The organism is Streptomyces sp. NPDC012794 (assembly GCF_042901085.1).
GTDB lineage: Bacteria > Actinomycetota > Actinomycetes > Streptomycetales > Streptomycetaceae > Streptomyces.
Genome location: NZ_JBIBCI010000001.1, coordinates 76767 through 100971 on the forward strand (window position 1 = coordinate 76767; position 24205 = coordinate 100971).

20 protein-coding genes are annotated in these 24205 nt (G+C 72.6%); 14 read left to right on the forward strand and 6 right to left on the reverse strand.

Features of this window, described 5'->3' with window-relative positions:
* Nucleotides 1–91: 91 nt before the first annotated feature.
* The 6 genes from ACFY7H_RS00375 (at nucleotide 92) to ACFY7H_RS00400 (ending at nucleotide 7585) form a co-directional block, all read left to right on the forward strand.
* Complete coding sequence (locus ACFY7H_RS00375) at nucleotides 92–484, forward strand: MmcQ/YjbR family DNA-binding protein (protein ID WP_388932209.1); 393 nt, start codon at nucleotides 92–94, stop codon at nucleotides 482–484.
* Between the two features lie 258 nt (nucleotides 485–742).
* Nucleotides 743–1870 carry a CaiB/BaiF CoA transferase family protein gene (locus ACFY7H_RS00380; RefSeq protein ID WP_388930900.1) on the forward strand — a complete coding sequence of 376 codons (1128 nt, stop codon included), beginning with the start codon at nucleotides 743–745 and terminating at the stop codon, nucleotides 1868–1870.
* Nucleotides 1870–2895: an LLM class F420-dependent oxidoreductase gene (locus tag ACFY7H_RS00385; protein ID WP_388930903.1), complete on the forward strand. Its 1026-nt coding sequence runs from the start codon at nucleotides 1870–1872 to the stop codon at nucleotides 2893–2895. Before ACFY7H_RS00380 ends, ACFY7H_RS00385 begins: the two co-directional genes overlap by 1 nt.
* Before the next feature lie 9 nt (nucleotides 2896–2904).
* Complete coding sequence (locus tag ACFY7H_RS00390; protein WP_388930906.1) at nucleotides 2905–4047, forward strand: acyl-CoA dehydrogenase family protein; 1143 nt, start codon at nucleotides 2905–2907, stop codon at nucleotides 4045–4047.
* Nucleotides 4048–4154: 107 nt separating this feature from the next.
* The gene (locus ACFY7H_RS00395; protein ID WP_388930909.1) at nucleotides 4155–5369 is read left to right on the forward strand and encodes an acetyl-CoA C-acetyltransferase; all 1215 of its coding nucleotides are present in this window, start codon (nucleotides 4155–4157) and stop codon (nucleotides 5367–5369) included.
* A 44-nt stretch (nucleotides 5370–5413) separates the two neighbouring features.
* Complete coding sequence (locus ACFY7H_RS00400; RefSeq protein WP_388930912.1) at nucleotides 5414–7585, forward strand: 3-hydroxyacyl-CoA dehydrogenase NAD-binding domain-containing protein; 2172 nt, start codon at nucleotides 5414–5416, stop codon at nucleotides 7583–7585.
* 95 nt (nucleotides 7586–7680) lie between these two features.
* Here ACFY7H_RS00400 and ACFY7H_RS00405 read toward each other — a convergent pair whose 3' ends face one another.
* Both ACFY7H_RS00405 and ACFY7H_RS00410 read right to left on the reverse strand, forming a co-directional pair.
* Nucleotides 7681–8367 (reverse strand): 1,4-alpha-glucan branching protein, encoded by a 687-nt coding sequence (locus ACFY7H_RS00405; RefSeq protein WP_388930915.1) that lies wholly within the window; start codon nucleotides 8365–8367, stop codon nucleotides 7681–7683.
* A gap of 10 nt (nucleotides 8368–8377) precedes the next feature.
* The gene (locus ACFY7H_RS00410; RefSeq protein WP_388930917.1) at nucleotides 8378–9106 is read right to left on the reverse strand and encodes a MerR family transcriptional regulator; all 729 of its coding nucleotides are present in this window, start codon (nucleotides 9104–9106) and stop codon (nucleotides 8378–8380) included.
* A gap of 84 nt (nucleotides 9107–9190) precedes the next feature.
* Between ACFY7H_RS00410 and ACFY7H_RS00415 the strand changes: the two genes are divergently transcribed.
* Entirely contained in the window at nucleotides 9191–11014 is a 1824-nt protein-coding gene (locus tag ACFY7H_RS00415; RefSeq protein WP_388930920.1) for an AMP-dependent synthetase/ligase, read from the forward strand.
* Between the two features lie 142 nt (nucleotides 11015–11156).
* On the opposite strand, the gene ACFY7H_RS00420 is transcribed toward ACFY7H_RS00415, so the two are convergent.
* A complete protein-coding gene (locus ACFY7H_RS00420) occupies nucleotides 11157–11606 on the reverse strand; it encodes a spore-associated protein (protein WP_388930924.1) in 450 nt (149 codons plus the stop codon).
* Nucleotides 11607–11941: 335 nt separating this feature from the next.
* A complete protein-coding gene (sph, locus tag ACFY7H_RS00425; RefSeq protein WP_388932212.1) occupies nucleotides 11942–12934 on the reverse strand; it encodes a sphingomyelin phosphodiesterase in 993 nt (330 codons plus the stop codon).
* Nucleotides 12935–13063: 129 nt separating this feature from the next.
* On the opposite strand from sph, the gene ACFY7H_RS00430 reads away from it, so the two are divergent.
* Nucleotides 13064–13939, forward strand: coding sequence for an oxygenase MpaB family protein (locus ACFY7H_RS00430; protein WP_388930926.1), 876 nt, complete (start codon nucleotides 13064–13066; stop codon nucleotides 13937–13939).
* Nucleotides 13940–13973: 34 nt separating this feature from the next.
* Here ACFY7H_RS00430 and ACFY7H_RS00435 read toward each other — a convergent pair whose 3' ends face one another.
* A complete protein-coding gene (locus ACFY7H_RS00435; protein ID WP_388930928.1) occupies nucleotides 13974–15476 on the reverse strand; it encodes a M1 family metallopeptidase in 1503 nt (500 codons plus the stop codon).
* Nucleotides 15477–15813: 337 nt separating this feature from the next.
* Between ACFY7H_RS00435 and ACFY7H_RS00440 the strand changes: the two genes are divergently transcribed.
* The 6 genes from ACFY7H_RS00440 (at nucleotide 15814) to ACFY7H_RS00465 (ending at nucleotide 22518) form a co-directional block, all read left to right on the forward strand.
* Nucleotides 15814–16677 carry a hypothetical protein gene (locus tag ACFY7H_RS00440; protein WP_388930930.1) on the forward strand — a complete coding sequence of 288 codons (864 nt, stop codon included), beginning with the start codon at nucleotides 15814–15816 and terminating at the stop codon, nucleotides 16675–16677.
* Between the two features lie 82 nt (nucleotides 16678–16759).
* A complete protein-coding gene (locus ACFY7H_RS00445; RefSeq protein ID WP_388930932.1) occupies nucleotides 16760–19240 on the forward strand; it encodes a Tex family protein in 2481 nt (826 codons plus the stop codon).
* 461 nt (nucleotides 19241–19701) lie between these two features.
* Nucleotides 19702–20208, forward strand: coding sequence for a hypothetical protein (locus tag ACFY7H_RS00450; protein ID WP_388930936.1), 507 nt, complete (start codon nucleotides 19702–19704; stop codon nucleotides 20206–20208).
* Nucleotides 20198–21394 carry an MAB_1171c family putative transporter gene (locus ACFY7H_RS00455; RefSeq protein ID WP_388930939.1) on the forward strand — a complete coding sequence of 399 codons (1197 nt, stop codon included), beginning with the start codon at nucleotides 20198–20200 and terminating at the stop codon, nucleotides 21392–21394. The genes ACFY7H_RS00450 and ACFY7H_RS00455 overlap by 11 nt, the downstream gene beginning before the upstream one ends.
* A gap of 22 nt (nucleotides 21395–21416) precedes the next feature.
* Nucleotides 21417–22199: an SDR family NAD(P)-dependent oxidoreductase gene (locus ACFY7H_RS00460; RefSeq protein ID WP_388930941.1), complete on the forward strand. Its 783-nt coding sequence runs from the start codon at nucleotides 21417–21419 to the stop codon at nucleotides 22197–22199.
* Between the two features lie 79 nt (nucleotides 22200–22278).
* Entirely contained in the window at nucleotides 22279–22518 is a 240-nt protein-coding gene (locus ACFY7H_RS00465) for a hypothetical protein (protein ID WP_388930944.1), read from the forward strand.
* 24 nt (nucleotides 22519–22542) lie between these two features.
* Here ACFY7H_RS00465 and ACFY7H_RS00470 read toward each other — a convergent pair whose 3' ends face one another.
* Entirely contained in the window at nucleotides 22543–24180 is a 1638-nt protein-coding gene (locus tag ACFY7H_RS00470) for an ABC-F family ATP-binding cassette domain-containing protein (protein WP_388930947.1), read from the reverse strand.
* Nucleotides 24181–24205 lie beyond the last annotated feature (25 nt).

Genomic DNA, 24205 nt, shown 5'->3' on the forward strand with positions numbered 1-24205 from the left:
CGCTCCTCCCAGCTGGTGTCGGTGGCTGAGGTTAGCGTTGGAGCCGACTGTCCGTGCGAGCAGGTGTGACCGGCGGAAACCGGAGGTGTCGATGAAGGCTGCGGTGCGCAAGTGGCAGGCGGTGCGCGCGTTCGCGCTGGGGCTCCCGGAGGCGGTGGAGGAACATCCCTGGGGGCCGGAGGACGGCGTCGTGAAGGTCAACAAGAAGATCTTCGTCTTCCTGGGGAACGCGGACGGCCCCCGCCCGCCCGGCCTGTCCGTCAAGCTGAAGGACGAGGACCTGCACGGGCACGCGATGACCGCCCCCGGCGCCGAACCCACCGGGTACGGCCTGGGCAGGGCGGGCTGGGTCTCCGTGCCGCTGGGGGAGAAGGGGGCGCCGTCGGTGGAGGTGCTGTGCGAGTGGGTGGAGGAGAGCTACCGGTCCGTCGCCCTCAAACGCCACGTCGCGCTCCTCGACGCCCGGACCGCGGAAGGGGCCTGACGGAGCCGGGGACGGTACGGGGACTCCCGGCCGGAACGGCGCCGGGACTTCCGGTGGCAGCCGGGCGGGAACTCCCCACTCGAACGCCGCCCGCTCCAACGGCGCCCGCGCTCCCGGCGCGAACGAGCCATAGGCGAAACCGGCTAAGCGCTTGCTCTTGTGCTGAGTGGTACGCGTTCCTAGCATCACTGGTGTTACATCAGTTGTGTCACACACACGCACACCCACCCACCCTCACACCAGGATGCCGGGGGCTCGATGGCAGTGACAGCAGGCCCGCTCGCGGGAGTACGCGTCGTGGAACTGGCGGGCATCGGCCCCGGCCCGTTCGCCGCCATGCTCCTCGCCGACCTCGGCGCCGACGTCGTCCGCGTGGACCGGCCGGGCGGCGGCGGTCTCGCCATTGACCCGGTCCACGACGTGACCAACCGCAACAAGCGCTCCGTGCTGGTCGACCTGAAGGCCGCCGGGGGTCCCGCCCGGGTGCTGGACCTGGCCGAGCGTGCCGACGTACTGATCGAGGGGTTCCGCCCCGGGGTCGCCGAGCGGCTCGGCGTCGGCCCGGACGACTGCCTCGCCCGCAACCCGAAGCTGGTCTACGGCCGGATGACCGGCTGGGGCCAGGAGGGGCCGCTGGCCCACACCGCCGGGCACGACATCGCGTACATCGCCGTCACCGGCGCGCTCGGCATGATCGGCAGCCCCGGCGAGCCCCCGGCCGTCCCCGCCAACCTGGTCGGCGACTACGCGGGCGGTTCGCTCTACCTCGTCATCGGGATCCTCGCCGCCCTCCAGCACGCCCGCACCCCGCAGGGCGCCGGCCAGGTCGTGGACGCCGCCATCGTCGACGGCACCGCCCACCTCACCGCCATGATCCACGGCATGCTCGCGGCCGGCGGCTGGCAGGACCGGCGCGGGGCCAACCTCCTCGACGGAGGCTGCCCCTTCTACGGCACCTACGAGACCTCCGACGGCGGGTACATGGCGGTCGGCGCGCTGGAGCAGCAGTTCTACGACACCTTCGTGGAACTGCTCGGCATCGGGGACCGGGCACCAGCCCGCAAGGACCTCGCCCGCTGGGGCGAGCTGCGCGAGGCCGTCGCCGCCCGCTTCAAGTCCCGTACGCGCGAGGAGTGGACGGCGCTCTTCGAGGGAACCGACGCCTGTGTGGCGCCCGTGCTCTCGCTGCGCGAGGCCCCGCACCACCCCCACCTCGCCTCCCGGGGGACCTTCACCGAGTACGGCGGGATCACCCAGCCCGCCCCCGCCCCGCGCTTCTCCGCGACCCCGACCCGCGTCACCTCCGGACCCGCCCTGCCCGGCGCGGACACCGCGTCGGTGGCCGCCGACTGGGGCGTACCCGCGCTGCTCCCGAAAGAGGCCTGATGGAACTGTCCATGCTGCTCGACTACGCCGGTGACCCGCGCCGGGCCGCCGACGAGGCGGCCGCGCTGGAGTCCGCCGGTCTCGACGCCGTGTGGGTCGCCGAGGCCTGGGGCTTCGACTCCCCGACGATCATGGGCTACCTGGCGGCCCGCACCGAGCGGATGAAGATCGGCTCGGCCATCGTCAACGTCTACTCCCGCACCCCCGCCCTCATCGCCCAGACCGCCGCCGGCCTGGACGCGGTGTCGGGCGGCCGGGCCCTGCTCGGTCTGGGGGCCTCCGGCCCGCAGGTGATCGAGGGGTGGCACGGGAAGCCGTACGACAAGCCGCTCGGCCGGACCCGCGAGACCGTCGAGCTGTGCCGGCGGATCTGGCGCCGCGAGACCATCGACCACCACGGCATCACCGACATGCCGCTGCCCGCCGCCAAGGGCGGCCGGCACGGCAAGCCCCTGAAGATCCTCACCCGCCCCGTCAGGGACGCCATCCCCGTCTACGTCGCCTCCCTCGGCCCGGCGAACGTGGCACTGACCGCCGAGATCGCCGACGGCTGGCTCCCCACCCTCTTCATCCCCGAGAAGGCCCGCGCCGTGTGGGGCGGCGCCCTCGCCGAGGGCACCGCCAAGCGGCCGCCGGAGCTCGGCCCGCTCCGGACCGTCGCGGGCGGCCTGCTGGCCATCGGCGAGGACGCGGCCGCCGTACGGGACCTCGCGCGGCCCCAGATCGCCCTGTACGTCGGCGGGATGGGCGCCGTCGGCAAGAACTTCTACAACGACCTCGCCGTGGCCTACGGGTACGGGGAGCAGGCCCGCCGGATCCAGGAGCTGTACCTCGCCGGCCGCAAGCGCGACGCGGCGGCGGCCGTCCCGGACGAGTTCTGCGAGCTGATGACCCTCTGCGGCCCCGAGGGGTACGTGCGCGAGCGCGTCGAGGCCTTCCGGGAGGCCGGGGTCACCATGCTCAACGTCACGCCGGTCGGCCCGGAGCCCGCCCGGCTGATCGAAACCGTCAAGAGCTGGCTGTAGGGGGCCCCGATGCGACGACGCATCTACGACGCCGACCACGAGGCGTTCCGCGAGACCGTACGCACCTTCCTCCACAAGGAGGTGCTGCCGCACTACGAGCAGTGGGAGAAGGACGGCATCGTCAGCCGGGACGCCTGGCGGGCCGCCGGCCGGCAGGGTCTGCTGGGCCTGGCCGTCCCCGAGGAGTACGGAGGCGGCGGGAACCCGGACTTCCGCTACGCGGCGGTGCTCGCCGAGGAGTTCACCCGGGCCGGGACCCCGGGGCTGGCGATCGGCCTGCACAACGACATCATCGGTCCCTACCTGACCTCGCTCGGCACCGAGGAGCAAAAACGCCGCTGGCTGCCCGGCTTCTGCTCCGGCGAGACCGTCACCGCGATCGCGATGACCGAGCCGGGCGCGGGTTCCGACCTCCAGGGGATCCGCACCAGCGCCGAGGACCGGGGCGACCACTGGCTGCTCAACGGCTCCAAGACCTTCATCTCCAACGGCATCCTCGCCGACCTGGTGATCGTCGTCGCGAAGACCACCCCCGAAGGCGGGGCGCACGGACTGTCCCTCCTCGTCGTCGAGCGCGGCGCGGAGGGCTTCGAACGCGGCCGCAACCTCGACAAGATCGGCCAGAAGGCCCAGGACACCGCCGAACTTTTCTTCAACGACGTACGCGTCCCCAAGGAAAACCTGCTCGGCGAGCCGAACGGTGCCTTCCTCCACCTGATGACCAACCTCGCGCAGGAGCGCCTCGGCATCGCGATGGCCGCCATCGCCGCCGCCGAACACCTGCTGGAGATCACCACCACGTACGTCAAGGAGCGCGAGGCCTTCGGCCGGCCGCTCTCCAAACTCCAGCACGTCCGCTTCGAGATGGCCGAGATGGCCACCGAGTGCGCGGTCACCCGTACCTTCCTCGACCGCTGCATCACCGACCACGCCCACGGCGAGCTGGACCACGTCCACGCCTCGATGGCCAAGTGGTGGGCCACCGAACTCCAGAAGCGGGTCGCCGACCGCTGCCTCCAACTGCACGGCGGTTACGGCTATATGACCGAATACCGGGTCGCGCGGGCATTCACCGACGGCCGCATCCAGACCATCTACGGCGGCACGACCGAAATCATGAAGGAGATCATCGGCCGCTCCCTCCTCGGCTGACCACCCTCCGGCGCACCGGTCCCGGGACCTCCCCCGGGGCCTCCCCGCGGACCATCCCCTGGACCACCCCCGGCCCACCCCTTGGACACCTCCGAAAGGCTTGACCAGTGAGCACCGAAGCTTACGTATACGACGCGATCCGCACCCCGCGCGGCCGCGGCAAGGCCAACGGCGCCCTGCACGGCACCAAGCCGATCGACCTGGTCGTCGGCCTCATCCACGCCCTGCGCGAGCGCAACCCGGATCTGGACCCGGCCGCCATCGACGACATCGTGCTCGGCGTCGTCGGCCCCGTCGGCGACCAGGGCTCCGACATCGCCCGCATCGCGGCCATCGCCGCGGGCCTGCCGGACACGGTGGCCGGAGTACAGGAGAACCGCTTCTGTGCCTCCGGCCTGGAAGCCGTCAACCTGGCCGCCGCCAAGGTCCGCTCCGGCTGGGAGGACCTGGTCCTCGCCGGCGGCGTGGAGTCCATGTCCCGCGTCCCGATGGCCTCCGACGGCGGCGCCTGGTTCGCCGACCCCATGACCAACTGGGACACCGGCTTCGTCCCGCAGGGCATCGGCGCCGACCTCATCGCCACCATCGAGGGATTCTCCCGGCGCGACGTGGACGAGTACGCGGCCCTCTCCCAGGAACGGGCCGCCACCGCCATCAAGGAGGGCCGCTTCGCCAAGTCCGTGGTCCCCGTCACCGACCGCAACGGCCTGGTCGTCCTGGACCACGAGGAGTTCGTCCGCCCCGGGACCACCGCCGACACCCTGGCCAAGCTGAAGCCCTCCTTCGCCGACATCGGCGACCTCGGCGGCTTCGACGCCGTCGCGCTCCAGAAGTACCACTGGATCGAGAAGATCGACCACGTCCACCACGCCGGCAACTCCTCCGGCATCGTCGACGGCGCCTCGCTCGTCGCCATCGGCACCCGCGAGGCGGGAGAGCGGGGCGGCCTGCGCCCGCGCGCCCGGATCGTCTCGGCCGCCGTCTCCGGATCCGAGCCCACCATCATGCTCACCGGCCCCGCCCCGGCGACCCGCAAGGCCCTCGCCAAGGCCGGGCTGACCATCGACGACATCGACCTGATCGAGATGAACGAGGCCTTCGCCGGCGTCGTGCTGCGCTTCGTCAAGGACATGGGCGTCTCCCTGGACAAGGTCAACGTCAACGGCGGCGCCATCGCGCTCGGCCACCCGCTCGGCGCCACCGGCGCCATGCTGCTCGGCACCGTCATCGACGAACTGGAGCGCCAGGACAAGCGCTACGGCCTCGTCACCCTCTGCGTCGGCGGCGGCATGGGCGTCGCCACCATCGTCGAACGCGTCTGACCCGTCCTGATCCCCGATCCGCCCCTCACACGGAAGTAGCGAACATGAGCGAGTCCACCACGATCCGCTGGGAACAGGACGAGACCGGCGTCGTCACCCTGGTCCTCGACGACCCGGACCAGTCCGCCAACACCATGAACCAGGCCTTCAAGGACTCCATCGCGGCGGTCGCCGACCGCGCCGAGGCCGAGAAGGACTCCATCCGCGGCATCATCTACACCTCCGCCAAGAAGACCTTCTTCGCGGGCGGAGACCTCAAGGACATGATCCGGCTGCGCCCCGAGGACGCCGGACTCGCCTTCGAGACCGGGAACGCCATCAAGCGCTCGCTGCGACGCATCGAGACCCTCGGCAAGCCCGTGGTCGCCGCCATCAACGGCGCCGCCCTCGGCGGCGGCTACGAGATCTGCCTCGCCTCCCACCACCGCGTCGCCCTCGACGCGCCCGGCTCCAAGATCGGCCTGCCCGAGGTCACCCTCGGCCTGCTCCCCGCCGGCGGCGGCGTCACCCGCACCGTGCGCCTGATGGGCATCGCCGACGCGCTGCTCAAGGTGCTGCTCCAGGGCACCCAGTACGACCCGCGGCGAGCCCTGGAGAACGGCCTGGTCCACGAACTGGCCGCCACCCCCGAGGAGATGCTGGCCAAGGCCCGCGCGTTCATCGACGCCAACCCCGAGTCGAAGCAGCCCTGGGACGTCCCCGGCTACAAGATCCCGGGCGGTACCCCGTCCAACCCGCGTTTCGCCGCGAACCTCCCGGCCTTCCCCGCCAACCTCAAGAAGCAGCTGAACGGGGCCCCGTACCCGGCGCCGCGCAACATCCTGGCCTGCGCCGTCGAGGGCTCCCAGGTGGACTTCGAGACCGCCCTGACCATCGAGGCCCGGTACTTCACCGAGCTGGTCACCGGGCAGACCGCCAAGAACATGATCCAGGCGTTCTTCTTCGACCTCCAGGCCGTCAACGCCGGCCGCAGCCGCCCCCAGGGCACCGAACCGCGCAAGGTCACCAAGGTCGCGGTCCTCGGCGCCGGGATGATGGGTGCGGGCATCGCCTACTCCTGCGCCCGCGCGGGCATCGAGGTCGTCCTCAAGGACGTCACCCCCGAGGCCGCCGCCAAGGGCAAGGCGTACTCCGAGAAACTGCTCGACAAGGCCCTCGCCAAGGGCCGCACCACCGGGGCCAAGCGGGACGAGCTGCTCGCCCGGATCACCCCGACCGCCGACGCCGCCGACCTGGCCGGCTGCGACGCCGTCATCGAGGCGGTCTTCGAGGACACCGCCCTCAAGCACAAGGTGTTCCAGGAGATTCAGGACGTCGTCGCCCCCGACGCGCTGCTCTGTTCCAACACCTCCACCCTCCCCATCACCGGACTGGCCGAGGGCGTCGCGCGTCCCGCCGACTTCATCGGGCTGCACTTCTTCTCGCCCGTCGACAAGATGCCGCTGGTGGAGATCATCAAGGGCGAGGGCACCGGTGACGAGGCCGTCGCCCGCGCCTTCGACCTGGTCCGCCAGATCAACAAGACCCCGATCGTGGTCAACGACTCGCGCGGCTTCTTCACCTCGCGCGTCATCGGCCAGTTCATCAACGAGGGCGTGGCGATGGTCGGCGAGGGCATCGAGCCTGCCTCCGTCGAACAGGCCGCCGCCCAGGCCGGCTACCCGGCCAAGGTGCTCTCGCTGATGGACGAGCTCACCCTCACCCTGCCGCGCAAGATCCGCAACGAGACCCGGAAGGCCTTCGAGGCCGAGGGCCGCGAGTGGACCGAGCACCCCGCCGACCGGGTCATCGACCGCATGGTCGAGGAGTTCGGCCGGCCGGGCCGCAGTGGCGGGGCCGGCTTCTACGAGTACGACGAGACGGGCAAGCGCGTCCGCATCTGGCCGGGCCTGCGCGAGCACTTCGCCAAGCCGGACGCCCGGATCCCCTTCGAGGACATGAAAGAGCGCATGCTCTTCTCCGAGGCCCTGGACACAGTCCGCTGCCTCGACGAGGGCGTGCTCACCTCCATCGCCGACGCCAACATCGGCTCCGTCATGGGCATCGGCTTCCCCGCCTGGACGGGCGGCGTGATCCAGTACATCAACGGCTACGAGGGCGGCCTGCCCGGCTTCGTGGCCCGCGCCCGTGAGCTGGCCGCCACGTACGGCGAGCGCTTCACCCCGCCGGCCTCCCTCGTGGCGAAGGCCGAGCGCGGCGAGACGTACGCCGACTAGCGAGACGTACGCCGGCCGGCGAGGACGTACGCCGGCCGGCGCTGGCTGCCGGCGCTGCCCGACCGGGCCCGCGGAGGCGGGCCCGGGAACCGGGCCTACGGCCGGAGGTACGCGAACGCCCCGCGCCGCCCGGAGCCGTCCGGGGCGGACCAGCCGGCCAGCACCTGCGCGAGCAGGCCGTCCGAGGGGGCGGGTCCGGGACGCAGCACCCGGTTCAGGGCCAGGGTCAGGGTCGGGGCGTCCAGGCCCGCCGGGCCCACCACGACCTCGGTGTGCCCGGCGGCGTCCGTCACCGTCCCGGGGCCGGTGAGGCCCGCCGGTGCGCCGGAACCCTCGGAGCGGACCTCGACCGTCGGGTCGGGGGTGTCGCTCTCGCTCTGGGCCTGGGCCGTCACCCGGCCCGCCAGCAGCGCCAGCAACTGCTCGACCATGACCGGGTCGTGGGCGCCGTCGTACACCCAGCGCCTGCCCAGCACCCCGTGCTCCAGGGTGCCGATCAGGCCCGCCTCCGCGCCCTCCAGCGGGGCGCCCCGGTAGGTGAGCGGCACCAGGTAGGCGACGGGCTCCGCGTTGGATTCGGTGTCTGAGCCGGAGCCCGAGGAGTCGGTGACCACCATGAACTCGACGCCCACCTCGCCCTCGGGGTCGTCGAGCCGGAAGCCGCCCGCCTTGGCCAGCGGTGCGGTCTTCTCCGTGCCCCGGTACCAGGGCCTCAACGGCAGCCAGTCGGCCAGGAGTTCGAGTTTGGTCGGGGACAGCGTGGTGTGGTGGATGATCGCCATACGGCCGAACCTACCCTCCCTCCGAGGCGAACGCCGCCCGCAATTCCTCCTTCAGCGACCGCTGGAAGGCCGTCACCAGCGCCTGCACCACCATCGGCTGCATGTGCGCGGACAGCGCCTTCATCGACTCCACCCGCTCCGGGTCGTCCTCGTCCTGCGTGAACGGCCCCCACACCTCGTCCCGGAACAGCGCCGTGAGCTGGTGCGCCGCCGTCCGCGCGTGCTCCAGCAGGATGCCCCGCGCCACCAGCAGCGTCTCGTGGGCGATCGGTACGTCCAGCAGCGCGACCCCCAGCCGCAGCGGACCCACGTCCACCCGGAAACCCTCCCCGGAGGGCGACACCACGTTCATCGCGGCCAGCCGGCACAGGTCCCCGTCCGACAGGCTCCGCCCCGCCCGCTTCTCCAGCTCCGCCCGCGACACCTCCTGCGCCGCGTCCGGCGCCCAGGTCGCCACCAGAGCCCGGTGGATCGCCAGGTCGTGCGCGCTCAGGTCGTCCGGCAGGGCGTCCAGATAGCGCTGGATCGCGGACAGGGTCATCCCCTGGTGCTGGAGCTCCTCGATCAGCGCGAGCCTGGACAGGTGCTCCGGGCCGTAGTGCCCCACACGACGCGGTCCGATCACAGGAGGGGGCAAAAGCCCGCGCGTGCTGTAGAACCGTACGGTGCGGACGGTGACGCCGGCCCTGGACGCCAGTTCGTCCACGGTGAGCATCGGCTCGGTCGCCCGGTCGGCCATCGTCTGCGCCTCGCTCTCTGCTCCACGGCTTGGTTCAACAGTATTGCTGTCGCACCAACGATGTGAAACGTCCAGGAGCTGCCCATGACCACGAACCTGCGACTGCCCGGACAACCCTCCGACCTCACCCTCCCCGCCCTGCTGGCCCGCAACGCCGCCGAACACGCGGACCTGCCCGCCCTCTCCTGGCGCGAAGGGGACGGCTGGACGACCCTCACCTGGGGCGAGGTCCGCCGCCGGATCGCCGTCCTCGCCGCCGGCTACGCCGCCCTCGGGGTCGAGCGCGGCGAACACGTCCTGCTGATGATGGGCAACCGCCCCGAGCACTGGCTCAGCGACCTCGCCCTCGTCCACCTCGGCGCCGTACCCGTCACCGTCTACGGGACCTCCGCGCCCGAACAGATAGCCCACATCGCCCGCCACAGCCGGGCCCGGGTGGCCGTCGTCGAAGGCGCCCGCGAACGCGACCGGTGGGCGCCGCTGCTCGACGACCCCGGAATCGCGCTGGAACGCCTCGTCATCGCGGAGGCCGCCGAGACCGGCCCGCACACCGCCTACGCCTCCGTGTACGCGAGCGGCGCCCGCCCGCACCGCGCCGACGACTTCGAGAAGGCCTGGCAGGAGACCCGCCCCGAGGACCCCCTCACGGTCGTCTACACCTCCGGCACCACCGGCGACCCCAAGGGCGTCCGCCTGACCCACCGCAACATCCTGCTCCAGTCCGTCCGCCTCGACCGCAACGTCCAGCTCCCCGAGCACGCCGAGCACGTCTGCTACCTGCCCTTCGCGCACATCGCCGAGCGGATCCTCGGCATCTACCTGCCCCTGCTGCGCGCCGCCCACGTCCGGCTGGTCGCCGACCCCACCGGCGTGGCGGCCGCGGTCCGCGAGCTGCGCCCCGTGCAGTTCTTCGGGGTGCCCCGCGTGTGGGAGAAGCTCGCCGCGGGCGTACGGGCCGTCCTGGCCGGCCTGCCCGAGGAGCAGCGGCGTGCCATCGAGGACGCCGGGGACGTGGCGCGCGCCCGCGCCGGCCACCGGGAGCGCGGTGAGGAGGTGCCGGCCGCGCTCGAAGCCTCGTACGCCGTGGCGAAGGCGCGGGTGCTGGATCCGCTGCTGCGGCTGGCGGGGCTGGACCGGCTCGTCTGGACGGCCAGCGCCACCGCGCCGATGCCGATCGACGTGGTGCGGTTCTGGGCCGGCTGGGGGATCACCATCATGGACGCCTGGGGGCTGACCGAGACCGCCGGTGTGTGCACCGTCAACAGCGACACCCCCGACGGGTTCCGGCTGGGCTCGGTGGGCCGGCCCATCGAGGGGCTGGAGCTGAAGGTGGCGGCGGACGGGGAGATCCTCACGCGCGGTGCGACCGTCTTCGACGGCTACCTGCGCCCCGACGGGTCGGTGGAGAGCGCGGCCGACGCCGAGGGCTGGTTCCCCACCGGGGACATCGGGCGGCTCGACGAGGACGGCTTCCTCTGGCTGACGGACCGCAAGAAGGAGCTGATCATCACCTCGAACGGCAAGAACGTCTCGCCGGCCCTGGTGGAGAACACCGTCAAGGAACACCCGCTGATCGGCCAGGCCCTGGTGCACGGGGACGGCCGTTCCTACCTGGTCGCCCTGCTGGTCCTGGACCCCGAACTGGCCCCGGCGTGGGCGGCCGCCCGAGGCATCCGGGCCACCTCCCTCGCCGGGCTGGCAGAGCACCCGGCCGTCCTGGAGGAGACCGACCGTGCGGTGGCCGCCGCGAACGCCCGCCTCAACCGCACCGAACAGATCAAGCGGTACCGGCTGCTGGCCGAGGAGTGGGGCCCGGAGACGGGAGAGCTCACCCCGTCGCTGAAACTGCGGCGCAGGGTGGTCCGGGAGAAGTACGGGGCGCTGATCGAGGGGCTGTACGAGGCCTGACGGGCCTGACGGGCCTCTCGGGGACGAGGCGGGGGGCCGGGGCGCGGCGGACCACGGCGGTTCCCGTGCGGTCGTCGGGGCGTAGTGCTGCCCCCGACGACCGCACGACGGCACAGAACGCCGCGGTCAGGAGGAGCTCGGGTCAGCGGACCTCGGTGACCCGGTGCTCCTTGCGCGCGCCGCAGTTGGAGTTGTACACCTGCACGTGCACGTTGCTGATGCCCCCGCCCCAGTCGACGCAGTGGCCCTTGCCGTACACGTAGGCCGGGCCCGCGTACGACGTGTACCGGCCGTAGTCCTCGCCCCGCTCCCAGGTTTCGGGAACTTCGATCCAGAGGGCCATGTCCACGGCCGCACCCGGGTTGTTGCGGATGGTCGCGACGCAGTTCTTGCCGTTCGCGGCGTTGTACGTCAGGTAGACGGTGCCCAGCGAGCCGATGGCGGCCGAGTTCACGGTCTTGTAGGCGCTTCCGCAGACCTTCTGCGGCGTGGTGTTGGGCGCGGCGGTGGCGGGCGCCGCCAGCGCGGTCGTCGCCCCCAGCGCCAGGGCGGCGAATGCGGTGGTGGTGACGACGGAACGGGTGAACCTCATGTTGTTTCCCCCTGCTGGTCATGGGAGTTGGTCGCTCCTGCATGGTGTGACACGCAGGACGGCGGAACGGTTCCGGCGTCGCCCGCAAAAGATGTGACCGCTCCGCCTCACGAGGGGGCGCGGTGGCCGGTTGGGGCGCGGCCTAGGCCGTCTCTTCCGGATCTTGCTCCCCCAGCTACCGCTGGGAGGTACCCCCAGACCCGCGACGCCTGGTACGGCACCTCGCCGCGTTGTCGCCACAGCCGAGTACGTCCGGTACGCACGCTGTGCCTCCGCCTTGCGAGGCACCGCACCAGACGCCGCGGGCTTGACCGGCAAGACCCGAAAGAGACGGCCTAGCGGCCGATGACCGGGTAGTGGTCCGAGAGGTTGGAGTACGTGTAGGACTTGCCCCAGCTGGAGACCGTCCAGGGGGCCGACTCCTCCTTGACCACGTTGTTCTCCCAGCCCGCCGGGCGGGCGTTGCCCTTGCGGTACAGGACGTAGTCCAGGTCCTCGCGCGGGTCCGTCGGGTAGCGGTAGCTGGCGATCGTGTTCAGCGCCGTGTCGAAGGAGTACGGGTGACCCGTGCGCGAGTCGGTGCCGGCCAGGTCGGCGTCCGCGAGCATCGAGGCGTACTCGGGGGTGCGGGAGTCCACGTTCATGTCACCCGCGACGATGACCTGCTCGTTTGCCGGGATGTTCTTGGCGTCGAGGAAGGCGTCTATGTTCTTGAACTGGCGGCTGCGCATCAGCGCCGCCTCGCCCGCGCCGCAGCCCGGGTCGGTGGACTGGGCGTGGGTGCCGACCACGTGGACCTTGGCCCCGTTCACGTTCAGCACCACGTACGCGAAGCCCTTGTTGGACCACCAGTCGGCGCCGCAGGCGTCCTTGTAGACGACCTGCTCCTTGCGCAGGATGGGCCACTTGCTCAGGATCGTGACGCCGCCGTCCTCCGGGGTGGTGGTGGAGTAGGAGCCCCCCGTGGCGTCCCAGCCGGTCTTGCCGCGGCCCACTACCGGGGTCTGGTACGGGTACTGCGCCGCGGAGTTGGCCTGCAGCGCGTCCGAGGCGCCGTTGTCGAAGGCCTCCTGGAGCACCACCACGTCGTGGCCCTGGTAGAAGGAGGTCTTGGGGATCTCGGCGGCCCGGTGGTCCTGGCCCCAGTTCGGGTAGAGGCTCTTGCTCATCAGGAACACGTTGTACGTGAGGACGCTCAGCCGCGGGGCCGCGGCGGTGCCCTCGGCGGCGGTGGCGGCGGGCGCGGTGGTGAGGGCGAGCGCTGCGGCGGCGGTCGCGGCCACGGCCGTGGCGGCGGCGCGGCGCGGGCGGTGCGAGATCTGCGGCATGGAGGTCTCCGTCATCCTGCGGGGGAAGATCGACGCCGTAATCCAAGCAGGCGCGGTTACCTCTGGGTAACACCCATGACAAGACTTTCTGACCGGACCGAGGACTTCTCGCGCTCGCATAATTGACCCATGAACGACACGGCCCGCATCCCCGGGCGCCTCGACCCCGAGCCGCCGCCGCCCGGCGGGGTGCTGTGGACCACCACCGGCGACATCCGCTCGCTGCTGACCCTGCCCGCCGCCTTCACCCTGCAGGTCGCCCACCCCGCCGTCGGGGCCGGCGTCGACCAGCACTCGGTCTTCCGCACCGACCCCTGGGGGCGCGGCGAGCGCTCCCTGCGGTCCGTGATGCTGTGGGTCTACGGCGGGGCCGAGGCCGCCGCCGAAGGGCGCCGGGTGCGCCGCCTGCACCAGGGCATCCGGGGCACCGACACCCGGGGCCGGGGCTACCACGCCCTCGACCCCGCCTGCTACGCCTGGGTGCACGCCACCGGCTTCCCCGTCGCCGTGTACGCCGGGCGCTACCTCTTCCGCCGCATCACCCCCGACCAGGAGCGGCAGCTGTACGCGGAGTGGCTCCGGGTCGGCCGGATCCTCGGGCTCCGTGACCGGGACATGCCGCAGAGCGTCGAGGAGTTCTGGCCGTACTACCACCGGATGCTGGCCGAGGAGATCGAGCCGACCAAGGTCGCCCGGGAACTGCTCTCCACCGAGGTGGACCTGCCCCGCCCCGAGGCGGCCTCCCCGGTCCTGCGGCTGCTGCTGCGGATGACCTGGCCGGTCCTGCGCGTCGGCTACCTGCGCTTCCGGGCCTTCGTCACCGTCGGGTACATGCCGCCCGACGCCCGGGCCGCCATCGGCCTGGAGTGGACCCCGGCGCAGGAGCGCCGGCTCCGGCGGTTCAGCACCGCCGTACGGCTCCTCGTACCGGTGCTGCCCGAGCGGCTGCGCTACCTGCCGAGGGCCCGCGCCGCGCGGGCGCGGTGGCGCGCCGGCGCCTTCTAGGGCGCCGACGCGCGGGTCCGCGTACCGCCGTGGGTCAGTGGTCGTGGACCGAGTTCGTCGCGGCGATCTTCTTCCAGGACTTGGGCTCGGCGGCCGGTCCGGCCGGGGACTGGAGGGCGCGGACGCCGGCCTTGGCGGCCGGCGGGGCGAAGGCCGGCTTGCCCGGGGTGTACAGCCAGGTCTCGAAGAGCTGCGCGAGCGGCTTGCCCGAGACCTTCTCCGCGTACCGGACGAAGTCCCCGACCTTGGCGTTGCCGTAGGCCCGCTCGGTCGGCCAGCCCTTGAGGATCGTGAAGAACTTCTCGTCGCCGATCTCGTTGCGCAGCGCCTGGAGCGCGAGCGCCCCACGGTCGTACACCGCCCCGTGGAACTGGTTGTCCGGACCCGGGTCACCGGGCTTGACCTGCCAGAACGGGTCCTCGGCGGGGCGGGAGGCATACGTCCATTCGGCGAGCTCCTGGGCGGTGCCCTCGCCCTCCTTCTCCGACCAGAGCCACTGGCTGTAGCGGGCGAAGCCCTCGTTGACCCAGATGTCCTTCCAGTTGTCGACGGACACGCTGTCGCCGTACCACTGGTGGGCGAGCTCGTGCACGACGACCGAGACGTTGGCGCCGTTCGCGAACTGGCGCGGGCTGTAGAACGGCCGCGTCTGGGTCTCCAGTGCGAACCCGCTGGGCACGTTCGGGACGTAGCCGCCGAGCGCGTTGAAGGGGTACGGGCCGAAGACCCCCTCCAGCCACTCCGCGACCTCGCCGGTCCGCTCCACGCTGGCGCGCGCCGCGCCGGCGTTGTCGCCGAGGTCCTTGCTGTACGCGTTCAGGATCGGCAGGCCGTTCGCCGTCTTGCCGGTGGTGATGTCGAACTTGCCGATCGCGAGCGTGGCCAGGTAGGTCGCCTGCGGCTTGTTGGAGCGCCAGTTGTAGCGGGTCCAGCCGAGTCTCGAACTCTGCGACTGGAGGACGCCGTTGCTGATGGCCTGAGTGCCGTCCGGGACGTTGACCGACACGTCGAAGGTGGCCTTGTCCAGGGGGTGGTCGTTGCTGGGGAACCACCAGGCGGCCGCGTCGGGCTCCTGGGCCGCCACGCCGCCGTCCGGGGTCCGCTGCCAGGCCGACCAGCCGTCGACCTTGAATTCCGAGGGCTTACCGGCGTACTTGACGACGACAGTCGCCTGACGGTCCTTCTGCAGCGGCTGGGCGGGCGTCACTTCGAGCTCGTGCGCGCCGGAGGTGGCGAACTTCGCCTTGACCCCGTTGACCCGGACCTCGCTGACCTTGAGGCCGAAGTCGAGGTTGAACCGGGACAGGTCCTGCTTCGCGGTGGTCAGCAGGGTGGCCGTGCCCTCCAGCAGGTCCGTCCCGGGCTGGTACTTCAGGCGCAGGTCGTAGTGGGAGACGTCGTAGCCGCCGTTCCCGCTGGCCGGGTAGTAGCTGTCACCGATGCCCGGGGCGCCCGGCCCCCCGCCGGCCGCCGACGCCGGGATCACCAGCAGGAGGGAGGCGGCCAGGACGCTCGGGGCGATGACTTTGCGGTGCACGAAGAGCTCCAAGGGGTAGGGGAGGCGCGTCGGTTCGGGGTCCGACGTCCGGGGTTCGCCGTTCGTCGCGACGTCGTTCGTCGTTCGTCGTTCGACGGTATTCACCCGTGATCGCTCCCGTCATGTCCATGGCTCCTGCTGTCACACGATCGCCATTCGGACGTCACGAACCCGGCCCAGCCCACCCGCCGCCGGCCGGGCGTAGCGCCCGAGCTGCACCGATGCGCGGGCGACGGCAGGGCGCAGAGTGGCCGGAACAGCACGGTTCCCGGAGAGCCGGGGGACGGGGAAGGGGCTGCCGTCCGCGACATACTGAGCAGTCGGTAACCTGCGGCGCATGACGCTTCCCCCGCACGCCGCGCGCCGCGTCTGGCACGCCGCCATCAACCCCCTCCACGCCACCAGCTACTTCTCCCCGGACCTGGCCACCGAGCTCGGCGCCCTCGGCATCACCCACCGGGTCGCCGTCAACCTCGCCAGCCGCTCCGCCGCCATGGGCGCCGTCGGCCCCGGCGTGGTCACCGCCGCCTTCTACAACTACCGGCACGACCTCGTCGCCGCTCACCTCCCCGCCGTCTGGGACACCGCCACCCCCGAACAGGTCCTCGCCGCCCGGCTGCGCGCCGCCGACAGCACCCTGCGCCGCCTCCTCGGGGACGAGGTCATCGCCTCACCCGAACTCGCCGAAGCCGCCGGCCTCGCCCTGCGCGCCACCGAGGCCTGCACCCGCCACGGCCGGGCCCTGTACGCCGCGCACGCCGACCTCCCCGTCCCCGAGGAGCCGCACCTGCGGCTGTGGCACGCCACCACCCTGCTGCGCGAGCACCGCGGCGACGGACACCTCGCCGCACTGCTGCTGACCGGCCTGGACCCGCTGGAGGCCCTGGTCAGCCACACCGCCACCGGCCGCGGCATGACCCCCAAGTGGGTCAAGAGCATCCGCGGCTGGGACCAGGCCGACCTCGACGCCGCCGCCGGCCGGCTCCGCGACCGCGGCGTCCTGGACGCCGACGGCGAGCTCACCGAGGAGGGCCGCGCGCTGCGCGAGCGCCTGGAGACCGAGACCGACCGCCTCGACGCCGCCCCGTACGAACACCTCGGCGCGGCCGGCCTCGCCCGGCTCGGCGAGCTCGGCGGCGCGTTCGTCACCCGGGCCATCGGCGCCGGCGCCTTCCCCCGCGACCTCTTCGGAAAGGGCTGAGGGGCTCCCCCGGTCCGCGCGCGGCACCTGCCACAATTGACAGCCTTCCACGCAAACGCACGAAGGCAGGCGGGACCGCACTGTGACCATGTCCATCGAAGGCAGGATCGCCGAGGAGCTCGGCGTACGGGAACGGCAGGTCAGGGCCGCCGTCGAGCTGCTCGACGGCGGCTCCACCGTGCCGTTCATCGCGCGCTACCGCAAGGAAGCGACCGAGATGCTCGACGACGCCCAGCTGCGCACCCTCGAGGAGCGGCTGCGGTACCTGCGCGAGCTGGAGGACCGCCGCGCCGCGATCCTCGACTCCGTACGCGAGCAGGGCAAGCTCGACGCCGCGCTGGAGGCCCGGATCAACGAGGCCGACACCAAGGCCCGGCTGGAGGACATCTACCTCCCCTTCAAGCCCAAGCGCCGCACCAAGGCGCAGATCGCCCGCGAGGCCGGCCTGGAACCCCTCGCCGAAGGACTGCTGGCCGACCCGTCGGTGGAACCGGCCGCCGCGGCGGCCGCGTTCGTGGACGCGGACAAGGGCGTCGCCGACGCGGCCGCCGCCCTGGAGGGCGCCCGCGCCATCCTCACCGAGAAGTTCGCCGAGGACGCCGACCTGATCGGCGACCTCCGCGAGCGCATGTGGAGCCGCGGCCGGCTCGCCTCGAAGGTCCGCGAGGGCAAGGAGGAGGCGGGCGCGAAGTTCTCCGACTACTTCGACTTCGCCGAGCCGTTCACCGCCCTCCCCTCCCACCGGATCCTCGCCATGCTGCGCGGCGAGAAGGAGGACGTCCTCTCCCTCGACCTGGAGCCCGAGGAGCCCTCCGACACGCCCGGTCCCTCCACGTACGAAGGGCTCATCGCCCGCCGCTTCGGCATCGCCGACCGCGACCGACCCGGCGACAAGTGGCTCGCCGACACGGTCCGCTGGGCCTGGCGCACGAAGATCCAGGTGCACCTGGGCATCGACCTGCGGACCCGGCTGCGCGCCGCCGCCGAGGACGAGGCCGTACGGGTCTTCGCCGCCAACCTGCGCGACCTGCTGCTCGCCGCCCCGGCCGGCACCCGCGCCACGCTCGGCCTGGACCCCGGTTTCCGTACCGGCGTCAAGGTGGCCGTCGTCGACGCGACCGGCAAGGTCGTGGCCACCGATGTGATCCACCCGCACGTCCCCGCCAACAGGTGGGACGAGTCCCTGGCCAAGCTCGCCCGGCTCGCGAAGGAGCACGCGGTCGAGCTGGTCGCCATCGGCAACGGCACGGCCTCCCGCGAGACCGACAAGCTCGCCGGGGACCTCATCACCCGCCACCCCGAGCTGGGACTCACCAAGGTGATGGTCTCGGAGGCCGGCGCCTCCGTGTACTCCGCCTCGGCCTTCGCCTCGCAGGAACTCCCGGACATGGACGTGTCGCTGCGCGGCGCGGTCTCCATCGCCCGCCGCCTCCAGGACCCCCTGGCCGAGCTGGTCAAGATCGACCCGAAGTCCATCGGCGTCGGCCAGTACCAGCACGACCTGTCCGAGGTGAAGCTGTCCCGCTCGCTCGACGCGGTTGTCGAGGACTGTGTGAACGGCGTCGGCGTGGACGTCAACACCGCCTCCGCCCCCCTGCTCTCCCGGGTGTCGGGCATCAGCGGCACCCTCGCCGAGAACATCGTCGCCCACCGCGACGCCAACGGCCCCTTCCGCAGCCGCAAGGGCCTCAAGGACGTGGCCCGCCTGGGCCCGAAGGCGTACGAGCAGTGCGCGGGCTTCCTGCGGATCCGCGGCGGGGACGACCCGCTGGACTTCTCCAGCGTGCACCCCGAGGCCTATCCCGTGGTCCGGGCCATGGGCAAGGCGGCGGGCGCCGAGGTGGCGGCGCTCATCGGCAACACCTCCGTCCTGGCCTCCCTGCGGCCCGAGCAGTTCGTCACCGAGGCCTTCGGCCTGCCGACCGTCACCGACATCCTGCGCGAGCTGGAGAAGCCGGGCCGCGACCCGCGCCCCGCCTTCAAGACGGCCACCTTCAAGGAGGGCGTCGAGAAGATCGGCGACCTGGCGCCCGGCATGATCCTGGAAGGGGTGGTCACCAACGTGGCCGCCTTCGGCGCCTTCATCGACATCGGCGTCCACCAGGACGGGCTCGCGCACGTGTCCGCCCTGTCGAAGACCTTCGTCAAGGATCCCCGCGACGTGGTCAAGCCGGGCGACATCGTCCGGGTCAAGGTCATGGACGTGGACGTCCCGCGCAAGCGGATCTCGCTCACCCTGCGGCTGGAGGACGAGGCCGGCGCCGAGCGCGGCGCCGGAGCCCCCAGGCAGCGGGACGAGCGCCAGGGCGACCGCCGCGGTGGCGGCCGGCCCCCGCGGCAGCGCGGCGGCGGCCAGGCCCAGGCCCAGGCCCAGGCCCAGGCGCAGGGCCAGGGCCCGGGTGGTGGCGACGGCAGGCGGCAGGGCGGCCAGGGCGGCGGAGCCCGGCGCCAGGGCGGCGCGGGCCAGCGCTCCGGCGCCCCGGCCCCCGCCAACAGCGCCATGGCCGACGCCCTTCGCCGGGCCGGCCTGACCGGACCGGAGGAAGGCCGGGGGCGCCGCTAGGTCGTCTCTTTCGGGTCTTGCCGGTCAAGCCCGCGGCGTCTGGTGCGGTGCCTCGCAAGAACGAAGGCACAGCGCGCGTACTGGACGTACTCGGCTGTGCCGACAACGCGGCGAGGTGCCGTGCCAGGCGTCGCGGGTCTGGGGGCACCTCCCAGCGGTAGCTGGGGGAGCAAGATCCGGAAAAGACGGCCTAGTGGCACACCGGGCATCGGCTCGGCCAGGCGACCGGCAGGGGTGGCCGAATAGCCACCCCCGCCAGGGGGACGCGCTTGCCAACTCCCCCGGATGATCTGTAGGGATGGTGGAACGTCCGTTCGCCCGTTCGCCCGCGCGGACGGGCGTTCCCGCTCTCCCTCCGGGACCGCCCCCCCCGAGGCCGCCTCCAGGCACAGGACCCCATGCCGATGCCCACCCCCCACGCCTACCGACGCTGCCCGAGAAAGGGCCCGAAGAGGGATCGCATGCCCTATCGGGACCTCGGTCTGCGCAAACGCTGCGCGACGATTCTCGGTCACCTGGATCTGACGCCCCCGTTCTCCCTGGAAGGCCTGTGCGCGCACATGGCCGACCGGCGCGGCCGGCCCATCCGGCTGCACCCCCTGCCCAGCGAGGCCGCCGGATCCGGCGTCTGCGGGCTGTGGGTCGGCACCGACACCGTGGACTACGTCTTCTACGAGGCCCGGACCACGCCCCTGCACCGCGAGCACATCGTGCTCCACGAGCTCGGGCACATCCTCTTCGGCCACCACTCCCTGGAAGGGGAGGAGACCGACGGCCGGGCCCCCGTCGTCCGCGGCCGCACCGACTACACCACCCGCCAGGAGCAGGAGGCGGAGATGCTCGCGAGCATGATCCGCGTCCACACCTCCGCCCCGGGCCGCCCCTGCCGCGCCACCGCCCCCCGGAGCTCCCTCGACCGGCTGGAATCCGCCATGGGTTACGCACGGGGTCACCGCGATGGCAGCTGAACTCGCCGCCCTCGGCGACTGGCTCGCCGTCCCCGGCGTCGTCTGCCTGTGGATCGCCGTCCTGCTCCGGGCCCCCGGCGCCCTGCGCTCCCCGGAACAGCGCGGACTGTGGCTCGCGGTCGCCACCGCGGCCGCCGCGATGACCCTGAACCTGCCCGCCGTCGTCCGGTACGCCATGACCGCCGGGCCCTCGTACGCGCACACGGTCGGCCTTGTCCGCAATCTGATCGGCGTCCTGTCGGCGGGCGCCGTGCTCTACTTCGTCGCCGCCGCCACCCGCGGCCGCAGGCTCCAGCTCGCCTCCTGGGCGGGCACCGTGCTCTGGATCGGCGTCCTCCTCACCCTGGACGCCGCCGCGCCCGGGCACGGCACGCACACCATTCCGCCCGCCGGGAGCCCGGTGCCCTCCCTCGCCTACTGGCTCGTGCTGATCTCCGCCCACCTGATCGCCAACACCATCTGCGTCCACGTCTGCCGGCGCTACGGCCGCCGCTCCGAGAGCCGAGCGCTCGCCCTCGGACTGCGCCTGTTCGGCCTGGGCACCGCGCTCGCCTGGGTGTTCTGGTTCGTGTACCTGCTCAAGGCCCTCTTCGGCAGCACCTGGGCGCTGCCCGCACTGCCGCTGCTGATGAGCCTGCACGGCCTGCTGCGCGCCGCCGCCATCCTGGTGCCGACCCTGTTCACGCTGCGCCGCGCCCTCGCCGACACCACCACCGCCTGGCTGCTGTGGCCGCTGTGGCGGGACCTGGTCCAAACCGTCCCGTACGTGGCGTTCACCGAGCCCCGGACCGGACGGCTGCTGGAGCTGCTCTGGCCGCCCGTGCCACGGGACCTGCTCGTCTACCGCAAGGTCATAGAGACCCGCGACGCGATCCTGATCCTGGGGGAGTACGTCCCCCCGGGGCTGCCCGAGCTCGCACGCCGCCACGTCGCCGGTACGGACGTCCCCGAGCGGCAGCGCGCGGCCGCCGCGCTGGCCTGCGTACTGAAGGAGGCCCGGAGGACGAAGCTCGCCGGGCTGCCCGGGCAGGCGTCCGGGGCCACCGCGCTGGAACTGCCGGCCGCGATGATGACCTCCATCGAGGGCGGCGGCCTGGAGGACGAGGCCAGGTTCCTCGTGGACGTCGCCCGCGCCTACCGCTCGCCCGCGGCGGCCGCCTTCGCCCCCGCCACCCGGACCGCCTGAACGCGCAGGAAGCGAACGCCACGTGCCCACCACCGTACTGATCACCGGGGCCAGCGCCGGCCTCGGCGCCGCCTTCGCGCGGGCCTTCGCCGCCAAGGGCTGCGACCTGGTCCTCGTCGCCCGGGACAAGGACCGCCTGGAGGCCCTGGCCGCCGAACTCACCCGCCGGACCGGCAGCGCCTGCGAGGTGCTGCCCGCCGACCTCCTCGACCCCGCCGCCCTCGCCACCGTCGCCGGCCGGCTCGCCGACACCGCGCGGCCCGTCGACGTCCTGGTCAACAACGCCGGATTCGGCCTGCCCGCGCCCTACCCGTACAACCCCGTCGAGGACGAGGAGCGCATGCTCGACCTCCTCGTGAAGGTCCCGCTCCGGCTCACCCACGCGCTCCTGCCGGGCCTGCGGGAGCGCCGCCGGGGCGCCGTGCTCAACGTCTCCTCCGTCGCCGGCCTGCTCCCGACCGGGACGTACGGGGCCGCGAAGGCGTGGATCACCGCCTTCAGCGAGTCCCTCCGGATCGACATGGAGCCCTACGGGGTCCGGGTCCTCGCGGTGGTCCCGGGCTTCACCCGCACAGAGTTCCAGGAACGCGCCGGCATGGACGTCAGCGCCCTGCGCGACGCGGTGTGGCTGGAGCCGGAGGCGGTGGTCGCCAAGGCCCTGCGCGACCTCGCCCGCCGCCGCCCGATCAGCGTCACGGGCCGCCACTACCAGGCGTACGCCTTCGCGGCCCGCCACCTCCCGCGCACCTTCGTGGCCCGCAGGATGGCCCGCGACCGGCGCCCCCCGGCCGGCCCGCCGGCCTGAGCGGACCGGTTTGCGGGGCCGCCGTCCGGGCAGCCGCCGGAGGAGGGGGACAGCGGCCCTCGGCAGAGGAGGACGTGCCATGGACGAGCAAGGCGGCGCCGGAGGCGTCCCGCTCCACGGCGAGGACGAAGGACAGCAGCAGCGCAAACCGCACCCCGGGCGGCAGCACACGTCCCGGGGATCCGGGCCGAAGCCGGGGCCCGGCCCCGTCCGGGCCGAGGACACGGACGAGGCGAGCCGCCTCGACCACCCCGGAGCCCAGGACCCGGACGAGCCGCGCAAGCACCGCAGCCACGGCAAGGGCCCTAAGGAGTTCTAGGGTGCCCGCCCCGGAGCTCTCGGCTCAGAGCTCGGTGACCTTCCCGTCCGCCACTTCCAGCCTGCGGGTCACGCGCACCGCCTCCAGCATCCGGCGGTCGTGCGTGACCAGCAGCAGGGTGCCCTCGTAGGCCTCCAGGGCCGACTCCAGCTGCTCGATCGCCGGCAGGTCGAGGTGGTTCGTCGGCTCGTCCAGCACCAGCAGGTTCACCCCGCGCCCCTGGAGCAGGGCGAGGGCCGCGCGGGTGCGCTCGCCGGGCGACAGGCTCGCCGCCGGGCGCAGCACGTGCGCCGCCTTCAGGCCGAACTTGGCCAGGAGCGTACGCACCTCCGCCGGCTCGGTGTCCGGGACGGCCGCGCAGAAGGCCTCCAGCAGCGGCTCACCGCCGAGGAACAGGCCGCGCGCCTGGTCCACCTCGCCGACCAGCACGCCCGAGCCGAGCGTGGCCGAGCCCGAATCCGGGGCCAGTCGGCCCAGCAGCACCGCGAGGAGGGTGGACTTGCCGGCGCCGTTGGCCCCGGTGATCGCCACCCGGTCCGCCCAGTCGATCTGCAGGCTCGCCGGGCCGAAGGAGAAGTCGCCGCGCTCCACGGCCGCCTCGCGCAGGGTCGCCACCACCGACCCGGAGCGCGGGGCCGCCGCGATCTCCATGCGCAGCTCCCACTCCTTGCGGGGCTCCTCGACGACCTCCAGGCGCTCGATCGCCCGCTGCGTCTGGCGGGCCTTGGCGGCCTGCTTCTCGCTGGACTCGCCGCGCAGGTTCTTGCCGATCTTGTCGTTGTCGCTCGCCTTGCGGCGGGCGTTGCGGACGCCCTTGTCCATCCAGTTGCGCTGCATCTGGGCCCGGCCCTCGAGCGCGGACCTCTTGCCCGCGTACTCCTCGAACTCCTCGCGGGCGTGGTCCCGGGCGCGCTCGCGTTCCTCCAGGTACGAGGCGTAGCCGCCGCCGTAGAGGTTGATCTGCTGCTGTGCCAGGTCCAGTTCGAGGACCTTCGTGACGGTCCGGGTCAGGAACTCGCGGTCGTGGCTGATGACCACCGTGCCCGCGCGCAGCCCCGTCACGAACCGCTCCAGCCGCTCCAGCCCCGCCAGGTCGAGGTCGTTGGTGGGCTCGTCCAGCAGGAAGACGTCGTAGCGGGACAGGAGCAGCGAGGCGAGACCGGCCCGGGCGGCCTGCCCGCCGGACAGCGCCGACATCGGCAGGTCCAGGCTCACCGCCAGGCCCAGCTCGTCCGCCACCTCCTGGGCGCGCTCGTCGAGATCGGCGCCGCCGAGGTCCAGCCAGCGGTCGAGGGTCTCCGCGTACGCATCGTCGGCGCCGGGGGTGCCGTCCACGAGGCCCTGCGTGGCCTCGTCCAGCGCCGCCTGCGCGGCGGCCACCCCGGTGCGGCGGGCGAGGAACTCCCGCACCGACTCGCCGTCGCGCCGCTCCGGCTCCTGCGGGAGGTGGCCGACGGCCGCGCCGGGCGGGGAGAGCCGCAGCTCACCGGTCTCCGGGGTGTCCAGCCCGGCGAGCAGGCGCAGCAGGGTCGACTTCCCGGCGCCGTTGACGCCGACGAGTCCGATGACGTCGCCGGGCGCGACGACGAGGTCGAGACCGGCGAAGAGCGTGCGCTCACCGTGCGCGGCGGTGAGGTTCTTGGCGACGAGGGTTGCAGTCATGATGCCCCGATCCTATCGGCGCGCC